The sequence below is a fragment of the Candidatus Thiodiazotropha sp. CDECU1 genome, from assembly GCF_963455295.1.
GTDB lineage: Bacteria > Pseudomonadota > Gammaproteobacteria > Chromatiales > Chromatiaceae > Thiodiazotropha.
Genome location: NZ_OY734020.1, coordinates 1,699,656 through 1,718,826, shown reverse-complemented (window position 1 = coordinate 1,718,826; position 19,171 = coordinate 1,699,656). Strand labels below are relative to the sequence as shown.

Genomic DNA, 19,171 nt, shown 5'->3' with positions numbered 1-19,171 from the left:
TCGTATTTCGGCCAATAACGGACTCTCAACATTCATAGATTTTGGCGCGGACTACATCGCTTACTTTGCCAGTTCCATAACGCGAGCTCGCAAGGCTTCGTTGACCCTCTCGTAACTCGGTTGCACCCAACTCGAATCCCAGAATAGCATTGCCAGGCCGTTGTCCACCTCATGCTGGATCACCCGGGTACCCCCGTCGACCGCCTCAAGTCGGTATTCGTGATCGGCGGTCAGAACTCCGCGCAGTCCAGCGAATTGACGAATTCGTCGGCCGGGCTCGATTTCGACGATGGTTGCCTCGAACTCGCTCTGCTTGCCGTTCGGCTGGGTCATCCGGTAGGTCACCTTGCTGCCGACGCTCAGACTGCCCGCGATTGGCACGAGCAACGGATTCCAGTCTGCGTAGCCTGTGTGGTCGGAAAGCACGGCCCAAACCGCTTGCGGCGATGCCGGAATCACGATCTCGGCATGAAAGGTCTTTCGTCCAGCGAAATAGAGCACCGTAAGTAGTATTGCGGCGCCAACTACGGCCCACAGCCATTTGGAGGTCAACAGGGTCATGGTATTTTCCTATGTCGGTCTATTTGACGATCGATTAGTGCGCACCATACATACGGTCATCGAACCAGTCGGTGAATTCCTGAGGGTGCGTGCCAATACGGTCGTAGGCTGCGAAACGGCTTTTGTCCAGGTCGAGCATTTTCAGTTCCTTCTCCACGGTCAGTCGCTGGAAGTAGTCTTCCACCATCGACATTTGTGTCCAGGGGTCGTTGGCATTTTGTACGACGAGCGTTGGTACGCTGATGCTCGCAGCCTGCTCGACGAAGTTGGGACCGGCGATATCGAATCCTAGGCGCTCCACGGAGACTTTTTCACCCGAGCGTCTTGCAAAGCCGGGCATGCCGAGAGCATCGACGAAACAGCTGTACAGCAGCGGCTGCACCGCCACCAATGCCTTGACGCGATCGCGTCCTGAGAGGCCGTCCTCAAGCCCATAGGCGTAGGTCGTCGCCGCCGAGCCCATGCAAATCGACAGCAGACCGATCGAAGCGTTGGCGAAGTCCGAGTGTATGCTGATGTAGTCGACCGCGCCGATGACGTCCTTCGCTTCCTCCGGGCCCCAACTCACCCACGGAATGGGGCCGAGATCGCTCTCACCGTGTCCGCGAAAATCATACATCAGCACGGAATAGCCTTTTTCGACCAGGTATTTCGCCTGGCGCAAAAAGCTGATGTCGTTTTTCCACGGCTTGATCGGGCCTTTGCCTTTCGGGGTCCAGCCACCGCGACTGCACTGCACGCCGAAGTGACTCTGTACGATGACCCGGTCGCTTCCGCCCCGGATCAGCCAGCCGCGCAACAAGGTACCGTCCGTCGCCGGAAATTCCACGTTTTCGTAGTCGAGGCCCCAGGTCTCGGGACTATCGAACAAAGGGGACTGGTAAGGTTTCACCATCATGTTGGAAATCATTGTGCCGAGCATTGCTTTCTTCCTCACTGCACCATCGAGTTGATCACTTTATCGAAGGTTCTATCCGACAGGATTTGCCTCATGACCAGCGTCGAAGTCGAAAACTTGCCAACGGCATACCGTGTTTTGGGCTTACTGGATTCAATAATTTTTTGAATGGTCTTCGATATAACCGACGCAGGTGAACCCGCTCCGTCAATTCCGGATTCCTTCAGGCTGAGATTCGAAACTCGCCTGGCCATATCCCGGTACGGCCCGCTTCCCGAATGATCCATGACCTGTTTGGACATAACTTCGGGGAACTCGGTTTTTATGGCACCAGGTTCCAACACCACCACATTGATTCCGAACGGTTCGAGTTCGAGTCTCAGGCAATCGGAGTATCCTTCTACCGCGTGTTTGCTTGCGTGGTACCAGGCGCCCAGTGGAGCATAAATTTTGCCACCGATGGAGGAGGTATTGATGATCGTTCCTGATCCTTTGTTTCTCATGTGCGGTACGACCAACTGGGTAAGGCGAGCCATTCCGAAAAGATTGACCTCGAACTGATATCTGGCGTCGTCCAGGCTGGTTTCTTCCACCGAGCCGTACAAACCGAAGCCAGCGTTGTTCCAGAGAACATCCACCCGGCCTTCAGTTTCAATTATCTTGTCGACGCAAGAAACGATGTCCTCGTCTTTCGATATGTCCAATGTCATTAGCTTCCCGCCGATTTCTGCCAGATCCTGCATCTTGTCCGTACGCCTGGCGGCGCAATAGACGATATGGCCCTGGTGAATAAGGTCTTTTGCGGTTTCCTTGCCCATTCCTGAGGAGGTACCTGTTATGAGAATTACTTTCATGTCTATGTTATTGCTCATAATTTTCTCTAGATGTGGAAATAAAACAAATTTAATTACACTATACAGTGTAGTGTGATTTGAATGAATAGTCAATATAAATTACACTAATCGGTGTAATTTTTGATTAGAGTTTCATTTGGCTGTGAAAAAAAGAGATACAAGCAAGAAGAGGGATTCCATAGTAGACGCTGCCCTCAAAGCATTTGAGGAACAAGGCTATGAAAAGGCCAGTATGGATTATGTAGCCGAGGTAGCTAACGCCTCGAAGCGAACCGTTTACAATCACTTTCCTAGCAAGGAGTCTCTCTTTGAAGAAGTGTTCGATCGCTTTCTTCAAGAGGTCTTCACCCTGAAACAGATCAAATACGATCCGGAAAAGACTGTGGAGGAGCAATTGGATGAATTTGCCGAATCCAAGATGGTATTGGCAAACAAACCCGAACGACTTGGTCTCATGCGAATGGCCTTTGCCGCTTTTGTTTCCCATCCCGAACTGGCGCAGAGGGCCTACGCAAAGGCCGAGAGTCAGGAAGACAGCTTAGCGGCCTGGCTCAAATCAGCGTCAAACGATGGTCGACTCGAGGTTAAGGAGCCTGATCTTGCCGCGGAGATATTTTGGTCTCTTTTTGCAGGAACTTTCTTCTGGCCGCCGATCTTGCAGGGTCCCGTCGAACCTAAAACTGCCAGGAAACTCAAGAAAGAATTCATTGAAACATTTCTGGCACGATTCAGGAGTGTTTAGTCCCGATTTACAGACGTAACCTAGTACATCGCGAAAGGCCCGCTTTGGGTCGAAAGCAGAAACCCTCTATTCGATCATTCTTTCCTACATAGAGTAATCTAAACATCGATTATGTAAACAAAATGCTTATCAAGCACTCACAAAAAGATGATTATCACGCAGCGATTTCTATAGAAACATGCAACCCTAAACGATGAGCGATATCCACCAGCGTATCCAATCGGAAATCACTGATCTTCCCCTGGCTCAAAGTCTAAACCGGACACCCATTGCTAATTTGCCAAAATTTAATAACTCTGGCAATCTCTAACCCACATCAGCTATCAAGGAGTGATACGATGCCCAAGCCAAGGAAAGCCCTTGTTCTACTGGAAGAAACCCCCTATTACCACTGCGTCTCCCGCTGCGTGCGCCGCGCCTTCCTCTGTGGTGTGGACACCCATACCGGGAAAAGTTATGAACATCGCCGCCAATGGATCGTCGATCGCATGAAACTGCTGACTGATGTTTTCGCCATCGACATCTGCGCCTATGCCGTGATGTCGAATCACTACCACGTCATCCTTCATGTGGATACTGAATGCGCCGTCGAGTGGAGCGAGCGGGAGGTGATCACACGCTGGGAGCGTCTCTTCTCGCTGCCTGTGCTCGTGCAGCGTTATCTTTCACAAGACACCATTACCCGTGCAGAGCAGGAAACGGTTTCGGAACTGCTGACAAAATGGCGCAAACGGCTGCAGGATATCAGCTGGTTCATGCGTTGCCTCAACGAACCGATTGCCCGCCAAGCCAACCAAGAGGATGACTGTACCGGTCGCTACTGGGAGGGCCGATACAAATCCCAGGCCCTACTGGATGAAAAGGCCCTGATGGCCTGCATGGCCTATGTGGACCTCAATCCGGTCAGGGCAGGGCTGGCACAGTCACCGGAGACATCGGAATACACCTCCATTGCTGAGCGTACAGATCAACTCAAACGCGATCAGAAACCTCTCGACGATAATGAAACACCCTCCGGTCTGGCGCCCTTCGTCGGCTACCCTCGCCAGGACATGCCCAAGGGCATGCCGTTTCGGCTCACAGACTATCTTGAACTCATTGATTGGACAGGGCGCGCCATCCTGGGAAACAAACGCGGCTATATACCTGACAACCAACCGCCCATTCTCGAGCGGTTACAGATCGACACCAAGCATTGGCTTTATATGACCCAACATTTCGAGAGCCGCTTCAAAGGGTTTGTTGGGATGAGTCACAGGCTCACCGCAGCATGCCGCAGATTGAAGTATCGACGAACGCCCAATCTCGGGGCTGTGCGAATGCTGCTTACGTAAATAATACTCACCGAGCTAAAACTGACTGCATCAGCGTAAGTTGAGGTACAACCCTGTCTGACACTCTGCAAAAACAGCCTAAAAAACAATTCATCTCTAATCATCAAGCTGTTTTCTCACAGAAAAGCTGTATGACGTAAATATCAGTGACTAAATGAAGCAACCATCTTGCTCAGTGATGCGCGCGGGTTCTTAGATTTTGGGTTGGGTGTCTTGTTTATCATGCATTCTTTTCCAAATATAGTTCTGGGCACATAGCTTGCCACTCATGATTTAAAACACATGCAAATGTTAATTGCTTGTTTGTTACTACACACTCTAATTGATTTAGGATTTCACGGTTTAGCCTTGTAAGATTAGATACAGAATAACCAATCGTTTTGTTCTCGCCTCCACTTTCATAGACTGAGAATAGCTTGTGCTTTGGAGCAGTGAATATATAGCCCTCTAACGGGATCTTAGTTTCTATCTCTTTGAATGCCTCATCACCATGAAGGGACCAATAATTCTCATTGTCAATGAACTCATCTAGGGTAGATAAGACTTTCCTGTATTCTTGATCTGAGAGGTGTTCCCATTTTGACTCGATTGAGTCAAGAAACACTTCAAGCTCTACATTCCTTTTCACGAAGCCCATTATTTATCCTGATGCATAACGACAAGCTTCAGCCGAGCGCGCCTTTGGCGCGTCGGCTGAAAGCGCTTGTTAACTGTTTTTGCGTATTATTCATACCGAATATTCACCCTTCCTAATGAACTTTCCTTCTTGATGGTTTTGGCACCCTGCGTATTTTTTATGAGTAATACATCTGAGTTAACCCAAGATATTTTGAAATTGTTTTTATCTGGATGGCCATCTGCAGTAAGGATATTACCGCCTTTGTTTTCTAATTCCTCATTTGCATCAATAATTGAAATTTGCGTGCTAAATCCTGTTGTTGCCCCACAATCTCTTTGGAAAATGAGAGCTTTATATTTTTTATCAGGCGATTTTGATTCGGTTGCTAAATCATTCCTACACATGTCTGAAAATGCTATATAAATAAACAAATATCCACTCATTAAAGCTATGGACACTATCGATATTGAACCTATGACTATGCGTTTTACCCAGGTCTTCATTTTTTACAGTTAACGTTTTGGGTTAGTGGTGAGCAAACACGGAGCGCAGCGGAGGGTTTGCGATCCACTAGACCCACTGGTTAAGGCACAGGTGTTCGTGTGAAGGTTGAACCCTTGATGTCGCGACACACTCGCTACCTGCACCAAACGACTAGCCTGCAAACTGGCAACACCAAGAAGCGAAGCCACAAAATCGCTGGAAGCTTGCCATCCTTGTTTGCGATTTGATGCATCAGATTCCTTTCTACGGAGCCACTTCATGGAACGAGCCATCCGTTTGCAACTCTCCTTGATTTGTACTCCATACATATTCACTTTCCATTCAAGCCTTAACGTTCTGGGTAAGGGGCCGTAGCGGAGCGGAGGTCCCAGCGACCGCAGGGAGCGCTCTTGACCCGATTGTTATGTGTTTTCCTTAAACATTGCATTCAGAATACCATATACCATTTCGTGTACGGTAGAGCTTCCGCCAAAATGAATTAGCTCATCACTGTCAGATGTAAATAGTAAGTTTGGATAGGCTACATCACCATCAAATTCAATATCGTTGACATTATCTATCATGCAGCCAATTTCAAATGATATTTTACCTGTAAGCTCTTTTAATTCTTCGCCTTTGATTCCTGAACACTCAAGATGGTCAGCTATACGGGCAATCATTTCACCTGTAAAAACCTCTTGCTGTTTTAGATAATTATTGGGGTCAAAAGTTAACTTCATGTTTTTCTCTTACACATAACGCCACAATTAAGGGGCGCTGGTGAAACCAGCGTCCCAGCCCCGAAGGGGCGTCTTGAATGACTGGTTAGGCAATGAACGCTTCACTTAACCACCTTCATTGCAGCTGCAGGTGACTTAGGTGGTAAGTCTTCTGGTGGCGAAGTAAGCTTTTCGGTGTCCCACCGGATAAATCGGCATACTTTTATATTTTCTTCATGCTTCAATATCGCCTCGTCTATACTTTGTCTTATAGTTACTTCGGGATTTTTTATAAACAGTTGTATAAGAAGCTCATTTATATCACTTGGGTCTTCAGCTGCAATGTGCATTGCTACATCATGAATAAATGTTGAAAACTCTGCATCATCAAACGGCATGAACGATTCGCAGGCAAACTCGACCATGACCCCAATACGACCACTGTGATTATAACTTGCGATTCGTTTGCTATTCATCATTATTGTTGCCTAACGCCCGGCCTCAAAGGAGAGCGAACGAAGTGAGCGAATCCTTTGAAGGCCATTGTTAGGCTTTTTGATCAACATAAACATTTGAATTTGGTATTAAAACTAAAGTAGCAGCTGTATAAATTAAAAATGAAATATATGTGACTACTATATTAATAACAATTAATGTTGGCACCAGTGAATATACATTTGTGGATTGCTGCCCCTGTTGCACCAAAATTTGTCCCAATAGGATTTCTACTATAAATATTAAACCCGCAAGAAGAATTAAAGGGATGCTCTTTCTTATATTTTGAAATAAAAACACCAAACCAGTAACAATTGCCAACATATGCTCTTTCTTTAAAAACACGATTGGAAGGACATAGATTGTAATTATAGACATCAGTGTTTTTATAGCTGATTGACTCAAAGCCAAGAACACAGCCGATGTTGATAATATTTTTATGACTTGAATTATAGCTAGTGTTGAAACTCCTATAATGAGCATTACCACGATATAGTTAACCCAGTTTCGTTTTAATATTTCTTTAGCTGGTAATACTTCCTCACCCCTTACTTTTATGGTAATTTGCCCATAAATAATTATACCTATCACAATCGAAGCCAGCATTCCTACAACGGAAATATAGGCAAAAGCGCCATAGTAAAATTGAATTCCAATTACTCCTGAGAGCAAAAGTAATGAGATCTGCTCATTAACTATTCGTATTGATCTTGAAATTAATTCCATCTCTAATTAAGCCTAACAGTGGATTATGTGGACGGCACAGAGAATGACTTATGACGCCGGCACAAGTATTGTATTATGACGCCAAATGTACTATAAATGTTCACATACATGGAAGAACCTTGTTTAGAGTGAGAATTCACATGGAACAAAATGAGACATCCGATCCACGAATTGCCAAATTTTGGCAAAATTATACAACGTTGCTTAAACGTTTCCGTATTCCACCCAAATCCATACCCTGGTATCGACGCCATGTCGAAGGTTTCCTGGCCGATCATCCCAACGTAAGACTCAGATCTCATTCCGCTGAGAATGTTGTACGCTGGCTTGAACGCATAGGCAGGGATACCAACATCGATGCCTGGCAATATCGTCAGAAGGTCGATGCGTTGAGGATTTTGTTCGGTCACTTTTTGCGGCAGCCGTGGTGCAGTGATTTCGATTGGGATCGTTGGTTGAACGGCGCGCGTGCGCTGGAGAGTGACCACGCGACGATTGCCCGCACTTACGAAATGATCGAAAAGTCGGTTGAAGACCCTAAAAACCACCTGGCCAGGACCTTTCCCGACCTCTACCGGCGTTTTTTGGTTGCAATCAGGCTCCCTGACTACTCCATTAACACGGAAAAGAGCTACCTTGATTGGATCAACCGCTACCTTCGCTTTCACAATAATCGGCATCCCTGTGACTGCAATGAACCGGAAGTTGCCTCCTTTCTAGAACATTTGACGCTTCAGCGCAAGGTGGCTAATGCGACTCAGTCGCTCGCACTCAATGCGATTGTTTTCTTCTATGCCCATGTTTTGGAGAGACCTTTAGGCAAAATCGGGCCTTTCTCACGCGCCAAAAAGCCAAAGCGAATACCGACAGTTTTGAGCATCAAGGAAGTAAATTCACTATTAATTCAGACCAAAGGGCTTAATCAGCTGATTCTTCACCTCATGTATGGCACCGGTATGCGGGTCATGGAATGTGTGCGCCTCAGGGTGCTCGACCTGGATTTCGAATATCGAACCATTGTTGTGCGCGCCGGCAAAGGCAAGAAGGATCGTACCCTGCCCATGCCGGATGTATTGATAGCGCCCCTGCAAGCTCAGATCGAGCGGGTAAAGGAGCAACATGATAATGATTTGGCCGGCGGATTCGGGTCTGTTTTTTTACCTGACGCACTGTCTCGGAAATACCCAAATGCCGACAAAGAGTTGCGATGGCAATATCTTATCCCTGCCAGCCGCATCGCGCAGGACCCCAGAACCGGTGTGGTACGTCGTCATCATTTGCATCAGTCCGCAGTTCAAAAGATGGTAAAACGTGCAGCAGAAGCAACCGGCATCCACAAGCGGGTCACCAGTCATACCTTGCGCCACTCATTCGCGACACATTTACTTGAGGCGGGTTCCGATATCCGCACCGTTCAGGAGCTGCTGGGCCATACCGATGTCTCCACCACCATGATCTACACCCATGTGATCGGCAGGGGTGGTCAGGGTGCAAGGAGTCCCCTTGATAGACTCTTAGTGGAATCACCTTGATAGCAATAGCAGCATCCGCCAAGCCACACCGAAGGTGGCAAAGATCTAAACTCCAGGCAAATCCATTCATGCCTCTGCTGTAGCCCTTTTCTCAACGCCTATGTACCCATTCCTGGTGGCGGTTATCTCGGCCATGATGGAGAGGGCGATCTCGGACCATTAACGGGCCGGACCTATGCAACCCACAAATTTCATTCGCATTTCGTTTCATGACATGGTGTTTTTCTCGCTTATAAGGGCTATTACAACAACAAATACACCTATGTAAGCTGCCGATAATGCCAAATAGCCACTATTAGCCCATCACTTTCTTATACGATAATTTTTCAACCAAAGAATGAGCTTCTAGCCTAAATAACTGACTCAAGCCCCCTTTGACCGACCCATAACTAGAGCATATAATAACCATATGGGCATTTTCAGAGGTTCATATGAGCACACAAAAGAAACCCGTCGCCACTCCCAAGAAGGGAACCGTAGCTGGTCATCGTACTGAGCCTGATGCGGCAACAGGCCGTATCACCGATTTTAAGCCCCACAGAAGGAGCAAGAAGGGGAGCCTCCGTCTTGTGCAGAAAGTCACAGGGATTCGCTCTGGCAACCGAGAAAAAATCCTGAACCGCATCAAAAAAGGCTTGAAATATAGTGCCATAACCCAACTCGAGGAGGCACTGCATACCTCGCAAAAGGAGATAGCCCAGGTTTTGTCCATACCACCCTCGACCCTACAACGTCGAAAGAAAGCCGGACTGCTGCAAACGGATGAATCGGATCGGGTGGTTCGGTTGGCCAGCCTTAAGGATGCTTCGGTGGCGATGATGCAGGGGAATGATGAAGCCGCTGTCGCCTGGCTGCATACCCCCCTCGATATTTTGGGCGGCGAATCCCCTTTGGAGCACGCCAGTACAGAACTGGGCGCCAGAGATGTTGAAGACCTGATCGGGCGCTTGCGCCACGGGGTCTTTAGCTGATGCTATCAGGCTGGCGCATCGCCGCCCCTGAGTTTGCTTCGTCCCCCGATGAGATGATGTCCGGTGAAGGGGCCTACTTATTCGGTGGACGGTGGAACAGCAAAGGCGTCAGGGTTGTCTATCTCGGTAGTAGTTTGGCGCAAGCCGCTATGGAGCTCTTGATCCACCTGGGTCGAGCAGACATTCTTAATGATTATTATAAAATGAAGGTCTCTTTTCCCGAGGCGTTGGTGCAACACATCGCACTAGCAGATTTACCGGAGGAGTGGCGAGAACCCACCATGGCCTCATCAGTACAAGCCGTTGGGGATCAGTGGGTCACCGATAGAAGTTCACTTATCCTTCAGGTACCCAGTGCCACTGTTTCTGGAGAATACAACTATGTCTTTAACCCATTGCATCCGGATGCAACCAAAGCCAGGTTCAGTGCCATAACGAAATTCACCTTTGATCCCAGGCTGGTAAAGTAGCTGCGGGATTTAACCAGGCAGTAGCTCCTACTCAGGATTCCGCAGGACGGGAATACCAGTGACCCCAGCTATCTCGCCAACGACTCATCCTCATGCCCGAGAAAGACCGGGATATCCTTGCGATAACGCCGCATCACCAGATTGGCCAGCAGGCCTGTCCAGCCGGTCTGGTGGCAGGCGCCGAGCCCCTGCCCCGTCTCGGCATGAAAGTATTCATAGAAGAGATTGAGATGACGCCAGCTCTCGTCGGTTTGAAAGGGGCTGTCGCGGCGCAGTGCCGGAATGTTGCCTTCCTGGTCCCGCCGGTAGAGATCCACAAGCCGCTCCGAGATGAGTGTGGCGATCTCCCGCAAGGTCAGCTTTTGGCCGTCGAGACAGGGCACGGGATATTTGAAGTCATCACCCAGGAAACGATGGTACTTCTCCAGCGCCTGCACCAAGGCATAGTTGGTGGGCAACCAAATCGGGCCACGCCAGTTAGAGTTGCCGCCGAACAGCCCGCTCTCGGACTCACCTGGCAGATAGTGAATGCTTGTCTGGCCGATACCTGGTAGATGGCCAAGGTCCTGGTAGTGTTCATGCAGCTTGCTCAGACTGCGCACTCCATAGGGTGAGAGGAACTCATCCTCGCTGAGCAGTCGATTCAGGATCCGCGGCAGCATGTTGTGATCGACCAGGGCCAGGAGATGTTCCCCCTGATCGTTCTCCCAATCGGGGCAGGCACAGACATAGCTCCCCTGGAACAGCCCCTTCTTGTGTTTTTTCAGTAACTCCTGGAAACGCGGCACATTCGCCAGCAGGCGCTTGTCCACTACCTCGGTGGCGAACAGGGGAATCAGCCCGACCCAGGAGTAGACATCGAGGCGATGGTGATCCCCGTCGGGGGTGATCAACAGATCCTTGAAGAAGCCCGTCTCCATGTCCCACAGGGACGGGCCGTTGTCGTCGCCGCCGCTGATCGCCTTGGCGATGGCTAGGAACTGCTCATAGCACTGGATGGCGATTGCCTCGTAGTCACTGTCCTCGACCGCCAACTCCAGGGCCATCATGGTCATGTTGAGGGAAAACATGGCCATCCAACCGGTGGCATCCGCCTGTTTCAGGGCATACCCTGGGGGCAGGGGTTTCGAGCGGTCGAAGACCGAGATATTGTCGAGCCCCAGAAACCCACCTTCGAACAGGTTTTGCCCCTGTTTGTCCTTACGGTTGATCCACCAGGCGTAGTTGAGCAGCAGTTTGTGGAACACCCGCTGCAGGAAATTTCTGTCGCCGCTCCCCCGCTGCACCCGCTCGGCGCGGTAGACCTTGAGGGTGCCCCAGGCATGCACCGGCGGATTCACATCCCCGAAGGCCCATTCATAGGCGGGGATCTGGCCGTTGGGGTGGAGATAGTTCTCCCCCAACAGCACCTCGATCTGCTGTTTGGCGAAGTCCACATCCACCAGGGCCAGGGCGACGCAGTGAAAGGCGAGATCCCAGGCGGCGAACCATGGATACTCCCAGGCATCCGGCATCGACAGGATATCCGCCGCACGCAGGTGCCGCCATCGATGGTTACGTCCCTGGCGGCGCTCCCCGGGTGGTTTTACCTGGTCACCTTCCAGCCAACGTTGCACATCGAAATGGAAGAACTGTTTACTCCAGATCATCCCGGCCAGGGACTGGCGCATGATCCGGTGGTCCTCCACGCCGCCCTCCGGCAATAGCTGGTCGTAGAAGATATCCGCCTCGGAACGTCGCTGGGCAAACAGCTTTTCAAACCCATGGAAAGGTCGCTCCAGGGATTGCGCACTGAGCACCAGATCGATCTTTTTCGACTCACCGGCGCTGACCTTGATCTTGTATCTGGCGGCAAACTTGGTTCCCCTGGCCGCGGGATTGACGGCCTCGATCTCACCCGCCACCAGATAGCGGTGGAAGGCGTCCTTCACATAAGCTGAGGATGAGGCTTCTCCCCAGAGGCGTTTGCTGTTGGTCTCATTTTCCGTGAACAGCAGCTCCCCCTCCTGCTCACCATAGAGCCAATACTCCCCCAAGCCAGGATGTTGACACCTGACCCCCCATGTCGCCTCGCTGCTTAGGGCATCCTCTCTATGCAACTCTGGCCTTTCAATTCCATCATCCCCCCATGACCAGGTATTGCGAAACCAGAGTTGCGGCAACAGGTCGATCTCCGCATCGCTGTCAGCGCGATTATGCAGTGTGATGCGGACCAGTATCTGCTCTGCCGAGGCCTTGGCATAACAGATATCCACATCCCAAAACCCTTGCTCATTGAGGACACCGCTATCCAACAGATTGAATGACGGATCGAGCCGGCTGCGGCGACCGTTCTCCTCTACCAGCGCTTGATAGGGGTAGGCCTGTTGGGGATATTTATAGAGATATCGCAGCCAACTGTGGCTTGGTAAGGCGTCGGTATAGAAATAGTACTCTTTGACATCCTCACCCCGGTTACCCTGATTGCCGGTAACACCGAAGGCCCTCTCCTTGAGAAAGGGATCACGCCCATTCCACAAGGCCAAGGCAAAACAGAGCCGCTGTTGCCTGTCACAGATACCGCCCAGGCCATCCTCGTTCCAGCGATAGGCGCGGGAGCGTGCCTGGTCGTGATCGAAATACTCCCAGGCTGTACCCTGAGGACTGTAGTCCTCACGCACGGTGCCCCAACCCCGCTCCGCGAGATAGGGCCCCCACAACTGCCAATCGGCCTCTCCGAGTCGCTGTTGCTCCAGCCGCTTGCGCTCTGCATTCAATTGCTTTTGACCCAAGCCCATGACCGCTCCTTCAGTCCTGTTTCGCCTGTTCGAGACGCCACCAGGCATCCAGGGTACAGGCCACTGACCAGGCTTGGGCCGGTGTTCCCGCCGCTGCGTGGGGCGGGTCGCCATCGAAGATCTCACTGATCGAGCCCAAGCCGCTATCCCATAGATGATCGGCCAGGGGCGCCAACCGCTGCTGAGCCGCTTGTGCATCACCATCGACCCGATACTCCGCCAGGGCATAGTGGCCGAGCAGCCATGCCCAGACCGTGCCTTGATGGTATGCCCCATCCCGATCCGCAACACCTCCCCGATAGTGACCCCGGTAGGCCTTATCGTGGGGACTCAGGGAACGCAATCCATAAGAGCAGAGCAACTCCTTACCGCAGACCTGGACAACATCCCGGCAGGTTGTCTGATCAAGCGCTGTATGCGGGAGGCTGACGGCGAGGATCTGATTGGGACGGATGCTGGCATCATCGCCTGTTGGGCCGTCCAGCAGATCGTAGAGGCCCTGTCCATCTACCCTCTTGAAACGCTTGAAGCTGTCGCCTACTGCGCTGGCAATATCCCGATAGGGTTGCTCCGACCTGCCAAGGCGTAGTGCAAAATCGGCCATGATGGTCAGGGCGTTGTACCAGAGTGCATTGATCTCCACCGGCTTGCCCATGCGCGGTGTCACCACCCATTCACCCACCTTCGCATCCATCCAGGTCAATTGCACACCGGGTTCTCCTGCCCGTAACAGGTGATCATCCGGGTCCACGCCGATGCCGTATCTGGTGCCTTTCAGATGCCAATCGATAATCTTCTCCAGCACCTTAAAACAACGCTTCAGGGCCTTCTCATCCTGAGTAGCATCGACGTAGGCGCGCCACGCCTCGAAGTACCAGAGCGCGGCATCCACCGTGTTGTATTCCGCCTCCTCGCCGGCACCGATGAATCGATTCGGCAGCTGCCCCTGGTCGGCCAGTTCCGCATAACCGAGCAGAATGGCGCGGGCGATATCCGATCTTCCCGTGGCGATAGTCAGGCCGGGCAAGGAGATCATGGTGTCACGCCCCCAGTCACCGAACCAGGGGTAACCGGCAATGATGGAATCACCTGTTTTGTTGGACGGCAGGACTCTTTTGATCAAGAAATCATCCGCTGACAGCAGCAGCCGTCGTATCCAGTCAGGCACCGGGTTGGCAAATTTTCCTTTACCGCTATCTATCAAATTGGCATCACGATCGAAAAATCGCTGCATGGACAGTTCAAGATCAAAGTCGATGCTGTTCTCAAGGGTGACCGCGAATCCCGCCCACTCATCCTGCCTCAATTCAAAGTTGATCCGGCCGACCGAGAGGTTGTTGTCGATTGAGGCGAGCCCGCGCTGCTCCTCGGTAGAGAGTAGAAAGCCTTCGTACCAGTGTTGTAAGGGCTCAAATCTGGCATCAGTGGTGTGAATAGAGAGTCGATCCCCCTCTGGCCATTCAACACAGAGACCGCAATCCGACTCAGTCACCGAAGCGGTGCTATCCCTGACATGCATAATGCCATGGTGATCGCGGCGGTTAGCCAGCATATTCACGTTCAGCCCGGCTACATCCTGCCCGCCAGTCAAGCGATAAGCCACATAAGTGGTAGCCTGCCCATGCTCCATCCAGATGCGCATCTCCAGGCTCATATGACCGATAGCAAAACGCCACACCGGCATCCTGCCGAGCAGGGTAAAACTCTCGAGATAATCACAGCCATGGGGATCGACCACATTGCCATACCAACGATTGGTGAACAACGGCCACTCCCTACCGTCGAACCGCAGGGTGGCATCCGCCTTGGCCATCATGAGGTGGCGATCCAGGGCACCGGTGAGCGGGGCGATCAGCAGACCATGGTAACGACGCGTGAGGCTGGTTGCCATAGTGCCTGCCGCATAGGCACCCTTGCCATTGGTCAGCAGCCACTCGCGCTGTTCGGCCTGGCGCAGGTCGCCACAGATGGCACGCCCGAAACGGACCGCCCGCAAGGACTCAACCACCTTCTCTAAACCCCGGATAGAGGGTCATCCCACCATCCACGAAGAGTGTCGTACCGGTGACATAGTCAGACTCATCCGATGCGAGCCAGACCACTGCCTTGGCGATATCGGCTGGATCGCCAATACGTTCGTATGGGATCAATTTCAACAGGGAAGCTTCCGCCTCAGGGGTTTCCCAGGCAGTGCGATTGATTGGCGTGCGGATAGCACCTGGCGCGATACCATTCACGCGGATCTTCTGATGTGCCATCTCTTGCGCCACGCTCTGCATGAACATCATCACCCCCCCTTTCGATGCGGCATAGTTGACGTGCCCGGCCCAGGGAATGACCTCATGTACCGAGGACATGCAGATAACCTTGCCCGCGGCACAGGATAGATCCGGTACTACCCCGCGTCGGATAAACTCCTTGGTCGCCTCCCGGGTGCAGAGAAACTGACCCGTGAGGTTTACATCCATGACCTTATTCCACTGCGCCAAGGTCATATCGACAAATGGCGCGTCGCGCTGTATTCCAGCATTGTTCACCAGGATATCGATACTCCCCCAAGTTTCAATCATGCGATTGAACATTACCTGCACTTCGCTCTCGTTACTGACATCTGCGTATAAAGCCATTGCAACGCCGCCGGATTTTTCGATTTCGTTGACAAGCTTCAAGGCATCCGCTTCATTCACTACATAATTAATCACCACCTTGGCGCCCGCCATTGCAAGGCCGCGGGCCACGGCAGCACCGATACCTGAGTTGGCGCCTGTGACCAATGCCCGCTGCCCAGCCAACAACTGTGAATTTCTGCTGCTCATACTCCCCTCACTTTATTATCGATTTATTGCCGAATCTCCTTGATGCTCAGGGTGGGAGATCCGAACTCCAGCATAATTTAGACCTGGTCTATTTCCAAATGATGACATCTTGTCTGATCTTTACTCTATTTACTTGCATATATAAACATAGCGAACATATTAAGTTAGCCGGAACCCTGCCGCTAACAATAGATAATCCATGGTTTTACGCATTTACAATTATTTATCAATTAGTTGAAGATTAGATCATGGAACAACGCAAAATAGTGAAACGACTTAGTCCTCACCGGTTCAGGGTCCACCTGGTCCTATTCCTGATCGCTGCCAATCTGGTAACCGGCGTGATGGCCGATCCACTGTTAATCGGTATTTTCCCCCGACGCGACGCCATAGTCACAGCCAATCTGTTTCGTCCCCTATCGAACTATTTGGAAGAACATCTGCAACAGCCGGTCAAGCTCGAATTGTCTGCAAATTTCGATGTCTTCATGCAACGATTGCAGCAGCGTCGATATGACCTGGTGCATCTGAATCAGTTCGAGTATGTCAACGCCCATGAAAAACTCGCCTATGAAGCAATTGTTCAAAACGAGGAGTTCGGGGAGAAGATGATCCGTGGAGCGATCTATGTGCGCCAAGATTCCGGAATCAAGGAACTCGAACAGTTACGTGGTAAAGAGATACTTTTTGGCGGTGGACCCAGGGCAATGATGAGTTATATCGTGCCTACCTATCTCCTTCGACAAGCCGGCTTGGAGGCAGGTGATTACCAGGAGACATATGCCATCAATCCACCCAAGGCAGTGATATCCACCTTTCTCAAATATGCAGATGCAGGTGGTGCCGGTGAGGTGGTACGACGGCTACCCATGGTTAGAAAAAAAATCGATGTGAACGATCTGGCAATAATAGCTGTCAGCGATCCACTCCCGCATCTTCCCTGGGCCGTAAAGGAGGAGATGGATGATGACTTGAAAACACGCATAAAAAATATACTCCTGGGCCTGAAAGCATCTCCACGGGGAAAGGAAATCCTGCGCCAGGCGCGGCTGAGTGCCTTCAATCCTGTAAATGACAAGGATTACGATGCTCACCGCGTCATCATTAATGCCATATATCCCCGTTGATCAAAAAAGCGACCGGTTGATAGCTTATTCTTTTCGCTTTGAAAGCTCTGGTACCTCACGCATTTTGTCGAATAGATGATAAAGGCTCAACAGCGGGTGGCGAAATACCATTCTTGGGCCTGCATAGCGCATCACATCCTGCACTCTTACACGCATGTCTTTGGAATAGCAGTGTACGGTGCAGTGGTTGCACGCTGGCTTTTTCTCCTGGAAGGGACAGCTATCCAGGCGTCTTCGGGCATAATCCAAAAGTTTATCGCAATCTTCACACAGGATGCCGTCGGTATGATGATGGTCTCTGCAAAATATTCTCATCATCGCTGATACAGTCAGCTTTTCCCGCTCGATTCTGTGTTTGACCTGATCGTTATCTGTCATCGAATCTACTTGAATCTTGTAAAAGAATATCAATAAAGACCCTGCCAATTTCCGGGTCTCGCCAGCCATTTTCTATCTCAAGCTTGAGCACCTCGAGAATCTTGTCGACAGGTTGCGCCTTGCTGTAAACACGATCATGTCTCAAGGCGTCATAAATATCCGCATACTGGAATACCCTGGCAACCAATGGAATCCCTTCTCCCGATAGTCCGTCAGGATATCCACTACCGTCCCAACGTTCGTGATGGTGACGTATTATCGGCACCGCGTCACGCACGCTGTTCAACTGCTGACAAAGATCCGCCCCGATTGCAGCATGTCTTTGCATCACCTGCCATTCGTCACTGGTCAGTTCACCGGGTTTCAATAATACGGTATCGGGTACCCCTATCTTGCCTATATCGTGCAGAATGGCCCCCTTGCGCAGCGCTTCCTGATCACTGGCAGAGAGATTCAATGTCTCTCCAAGTATACGGCAGGTATTCACCAGACGATTGCAATGCTCGCCCGTAGTAGGGTCACGTGCCTCAACCATCTTGGCCAGGGTAAAGAGTACAGAGGCCGCATCGTCCAACTGATCCATTAGATGCTTCATCTCAATGGCGGCTCGAGCACGTGATTTGAGCTCAAGCGGGTCATAGGGCTTCTTGATGAAATCATTGGCGCCTATGGAGAGACTATGATGCAGGCTCTGCGATGAACCTGAGCCGGTTACCATTATTACCGGTAGCAGCTGGTTGTTGAGCTCCTGTCGGATCCGATAGCATACTTCGTCTCCATCGATGTCCGGCAACCTTTTGTTCAACAAAACCAGGTCGAAGTTTCCATTTTTGACCAAACCCAGCGCTTTTAAACCCGAGTCAGCGGTGGTTACCTGGGATGGCAGCGTCTGCAGTATATCGACCTGTAGCGACAGGTGCGGCCCGTCATCCTCGACAACAAGGACACGATAAGGCCTATCTGACCTGCCAGTTGAGGAGAAGCCGGAACGGTCCATTCAGGATGAGGATCAGGCGTCCGGGTTGACCAGCCCCATTGCTTGCTTGAGCTGAACATTGGAAAGAGGCTTTGACAAACAGACCTCGGCACCAAGATCCATAATCTGTTTTTGTTGTTGTTTTGAACAATTTCGACACATAGCAATCACTCTAATAAACCTTGTTTGATGGTCATGCTTTATGAAGCTGCATACGTGAGAACTATCGATACCAGGCAGTTTAAGATCCAACAGCACAACATCAGGTTTAAATTGTGTCACCAGGCACCCTGCCATGAAGCAGTCGTGTGCAAGCGCAACTTCAGATATTCCATGTACATCATTCAGCGACTTCTGCATGGCCTCGCCATGTTCGACGTCACTATCAATGATCAACAATCTTACAGACATGAACAGGGATGGCTCTAGATCGACACCCTTCATACGAGCCAGTCTGAACACTTCGCTGACTGGATAGCGCCGATGCCCCCCCCTGGTGGTCTCGGCCCGAATGGCGCCCTTGTTTGTCCACCCCCGCAATGATGCCGGTGTGACCTTAAAAATCTCCGCTGTTTCACCCGGAGATAGATAGTGTCTCTTCCAGGGTTTACGATACATCTTATTAAATCCAATTGCTATCGAATTTAATAATATACGATAAATTCGAAAATACTCCCTTGTTCCTCCATTACA

The 19,171-nt window shown here is 50.8% G+C and carries 20 protein-coding genes; 6 read left to right on the top strand and 14 right to left on the bottom strand.

Annotation, left to right across the window (positions count from 1 at the left end; genetic code table 11):
* Positions 1-60: 60 nt before the first annotated feature.
* From R2K28_RS07825 to R2K28_RS07815, 3 genes are read right to left on the bottom strand one after another with little or no spacing between them, the layout of a single operon-like run.
* The gene (locus R2K28_RS07825; RefSeq protein WP_316368955.1) at positions 61-561 is read right to left on the bottom strand and encodes an SRPBCC domain-containing protein; all 501 of its coding nucleotides are present in this window, start codon (positions 559-561) and stop codon (positions 61-63) included.
* Positions 562-595: 34 nt separating this feature from the next.
* Entirely contained in the window at positions 596-1,483 is an 888-nt protein-coding gene (locus R2K28_RS07820) for an alpha/beta hydrolase (protein WP_316368954.1), read from the bottom strand.
* 11 nt (positions 1,484-1,494) lie between these two features.
* Positions 1,495-2,331 (bottom strand): oxidoreductase, encoded by an 837-nt coding sequence (locus R2K28_RS07815; protein WP_316368953.1) that lies wholly within the window; start codon positions 2,329-2,331, stop codon positions 1,495-1,497.
* A 124-nt stretch (positions 2,332-2,455) separates the two neighbouring features.
* Between R2K28_RS07815 and R2K28_RS07810 the strand changes: the two genes are divergently transcribed.
* Together R2K28_RS07810 and R2K28_RS07805 are read left to right on the top strand one after the other, a co-directional pair.
* The gene (locus R2K28_RS07810) at positions 2,456-3,055 is read left to right on the top strand and encodes a TetR/AcrR family transcriptional regulator (RefSeq protein ID WP_316369703.1); all 600 of its coding nucleotides are present in this window, start codon (positions 2,456-2,458) and stop codon (positions 3,053-3,055) included.
* 338 nt (positions 3,056-3,393) lie between these two features.
* The gene (locus R2K28_RS07805) at positions 3,394-4,389 is read left to right on the top strand and encodes a transposase (protein ID WP_316368951.1); all 996 of its coding nucleotides are present in this window, start codon (positions 3,394-3,396) and stop codon (positions 4,387-4,389) included.
* A gap of 220 nt (positions 4,390-4,609) precedes the next feature.
* Here R2K28_RS07805 and R2K28_RS07800 read toward each other — a convergent pair whose 3' ends face one another.
* The 5 genes from R2K28_RS07800 to R2K28_RS07780 all read right to left on the bottom strand — a co-directional run bounded on the left by R2K28_RS07800 (position 4,610) and on the right by R2K28_RS07780 (position 7,431).
* A complete protein-coding gene (locus R2K28_RS07800; RefSeq protein WP_316368949.1) occupies positions 4,610-5,026 on the bottom strand; it encodes a hypothetical protein in 417 nt (138 codons plus the stop codon).
* Positions 5,027-5,112: 86 nt separating this feature from the next.
* Positions 5,113-5,511, bottom strand: coding sequence for a DUF5412 family protein (locus R2K28_RS07795; protein ID WP_316368947.1), 399 nt, complete (start codon positions 5,509-5,511; stop codon positions 5,113-5,115).
* Positions 5,512-5,913: 402 nt separating this feature from the next.
* Positions 5,914-6,231, bottom strand: coding sequence for a hypothetical protein (locus R2K28_RS07790; protein ID WP_316368946.1), 318 nt, complete (start codon positions 6,229-6,231; stop codon positions 5,914-5,916).
* Between the two features lie 101 nt (positions 6,232-6,332).
* The gene (locus tag R2K28_RS07785; RefSeq protein WP_316368944.1) at positions 6,333-6,689 is read right to left on the bottom strand and encodes a hypothetical protein; all 357 of its coding nucleotides are present in this window, start codon (positions 6,687-6,689) and stop codon (positions 6,333-6,335) included.
* Positions 6,690-6,756: 67 nt separating this feature from the next.
* Entirely contained in the window at positions 6,757-7,431 is a 675-nt protein-coding gene (locus R2K28_RS07780; protein ID WP_316368943.1) for a hypothetical protein, read from the bottom strand.
* A 140-nt stretch (positions 7,432-7,571) separates the two neighbouring features.
* On the opposite strand from R2K28_RS07780, the gene R2K28_RS07775 reads away from it, so the two are divergent.
* The 3 genes from R2K28_RS07775 (at position 7,572) to R2K28_RS07765 (ending at position 10,404) form a co-directional block, all read left to right on the top strand.
* On the top strand, positions 7,572-8,963 hold the full coding sequence (locus R2K28_RS07775) for an integron integrase (protein WP_316368941.1): 1,392 nt from the start codon (positions 7,572-7,574) through the stop codon (positions 8,961-8,963).
* A 431-nt stretch (positions 8,964-9,394) separates the two neighbouring features.
* Entirely contained in the window at positions 9,395-9,934 is a 540-nt protein-coding gene (gene parS, locus R2K28_RS07770) for a type II RES/Xre toxin-antitoxin system antitoxin (RefSeq protein ID WP_316368939.1), read from the top strand.
* Positions 9,934-10,404, top strand: coding sequence for an RES family NAD+ phosphorylase (locus R2K28_RS07765; protein WP_316368938.1), 471 nt, complete (start codon positions 9,934-9,936; stop codon positions 10,402-10,404). The genes parS and R2K28_RS07765 overlap by 1 nt, the downstream gene beginning before the upstream one ends.
* Positions 10,405-10,472: 68 nt before the next feature.
* On the opposite strand, the gene R2K28_RS07760 is transcribed toward R2K28_RS07765, so the two are convergent.
* The 3 genes from R2K28_RS07760 to R2K28_RS07750 are packed head-to-tail and all read right to left on the bottom strand — an operon-like array spanning position 10,473 to position 15,997.
* A complete protein-coding gene (locus R2K28_RS07760) occupies positions 10,473-13,295 on the bottom strand; it encodes an MGH1-like glycoside hydrolase domain-containing protein (protein WP_316368936.1) in 2,823 nt (940 codons plus the stop codon).
* On the bottom strand, positions 13,192-15,189 hold the full coding sequence (locus tag R2K28_RS07755) for an amylo-alpha-1,6-glucosidase (RefSeq protein WP_316368934.1): 1,998 nt from the start codon (positions 15,187-15,189) through the stop codon (positions 13,192-13,194). Before R2K28_RS07755 ends, R2K28_RS07760 begins: the two co-directional genes overlap by 104 nt.
* On the bottom strand, positions 15,182-15,997 hold the full coding sequence (locus R2K28_RS07750; RefSeq protein WP_316368932.1) for an SDR family oxidoreductase: 816 nt from the start codon (positions 15,995-15,997) through the stop codon (positions 15,182-15,184). The genes R2K28_RS07755 and R2K28_RS07750 overlap by 8 nt, the downstream gene beginning before the upstream one ends.
* 248 nt (positions 15,998-16,245) lie before the next feature.
* Here R2K28_RS07750 and R2K28_RS07745 point away from each other — a divergent pair, with 248 nt between their 5' ends.
* Positions 16,246-17,124 carry a phosphate/phosphite/phosphonate ABC transporter substrate-binding protein gene (locus R2K28_RS07745; protein WP_316368930.1) on the top strand — a complete coding sequence of 293 codons (879 nt, stop codon included), beginning with the start codon at positions 16,246-16,248 and terminating at the stop codon, positions 17,122-17,124.
* A gap of 24 nt (positions 17,125-17,148) precedes the next feature.
* Here R2K28_RS07745 and R2K28_RS07740 read toward each other — a convergent pair whose 3' ends face one another.
* Genes R2K28_RS07740 through R2K28_RS07730 form a run of 3 tightly spaced genes read right to left on the bottom strand, consistent with a single transcriptional unit; the run spans position 17,149 to position 19,096 of the window.
* A complete protein-coding gene (locus R2K28_RS07740) occupies positions 17,149-17,502 on the bottom strand; it encodes a nitrous oxide-stimulated promoter family protein (protein WP_316368929.1) in 354 nt (117 codons plus the stop codon).
* Entirely contained in the window at positions 17,492-18,499 is a 1,008-nt protein-coding gene (locus R2K28_RS07735) for a response regulator (protein ID WP_316368928.1), read from the bottom strand. The genes R2K28_RS07740 and R2K28_RS07735 overlap by 11 nt, the downstream gene beginning before the upstream one ends.
* Before the next feature lie 12 nt (positions 18,500-18,511).
* Positions 18,512-19,096, bottom strand: a complete 585-nt coding sequence (locus tag R2K28_RS07730) for a response regulator (RefSeq protein ID WP_316368926.1) — start codon at positions 19,094-19,096, stop codon at positions 18,512-18,514.
* Positions 19,097-19,171 lie beyond the last annotated feature (75 nt).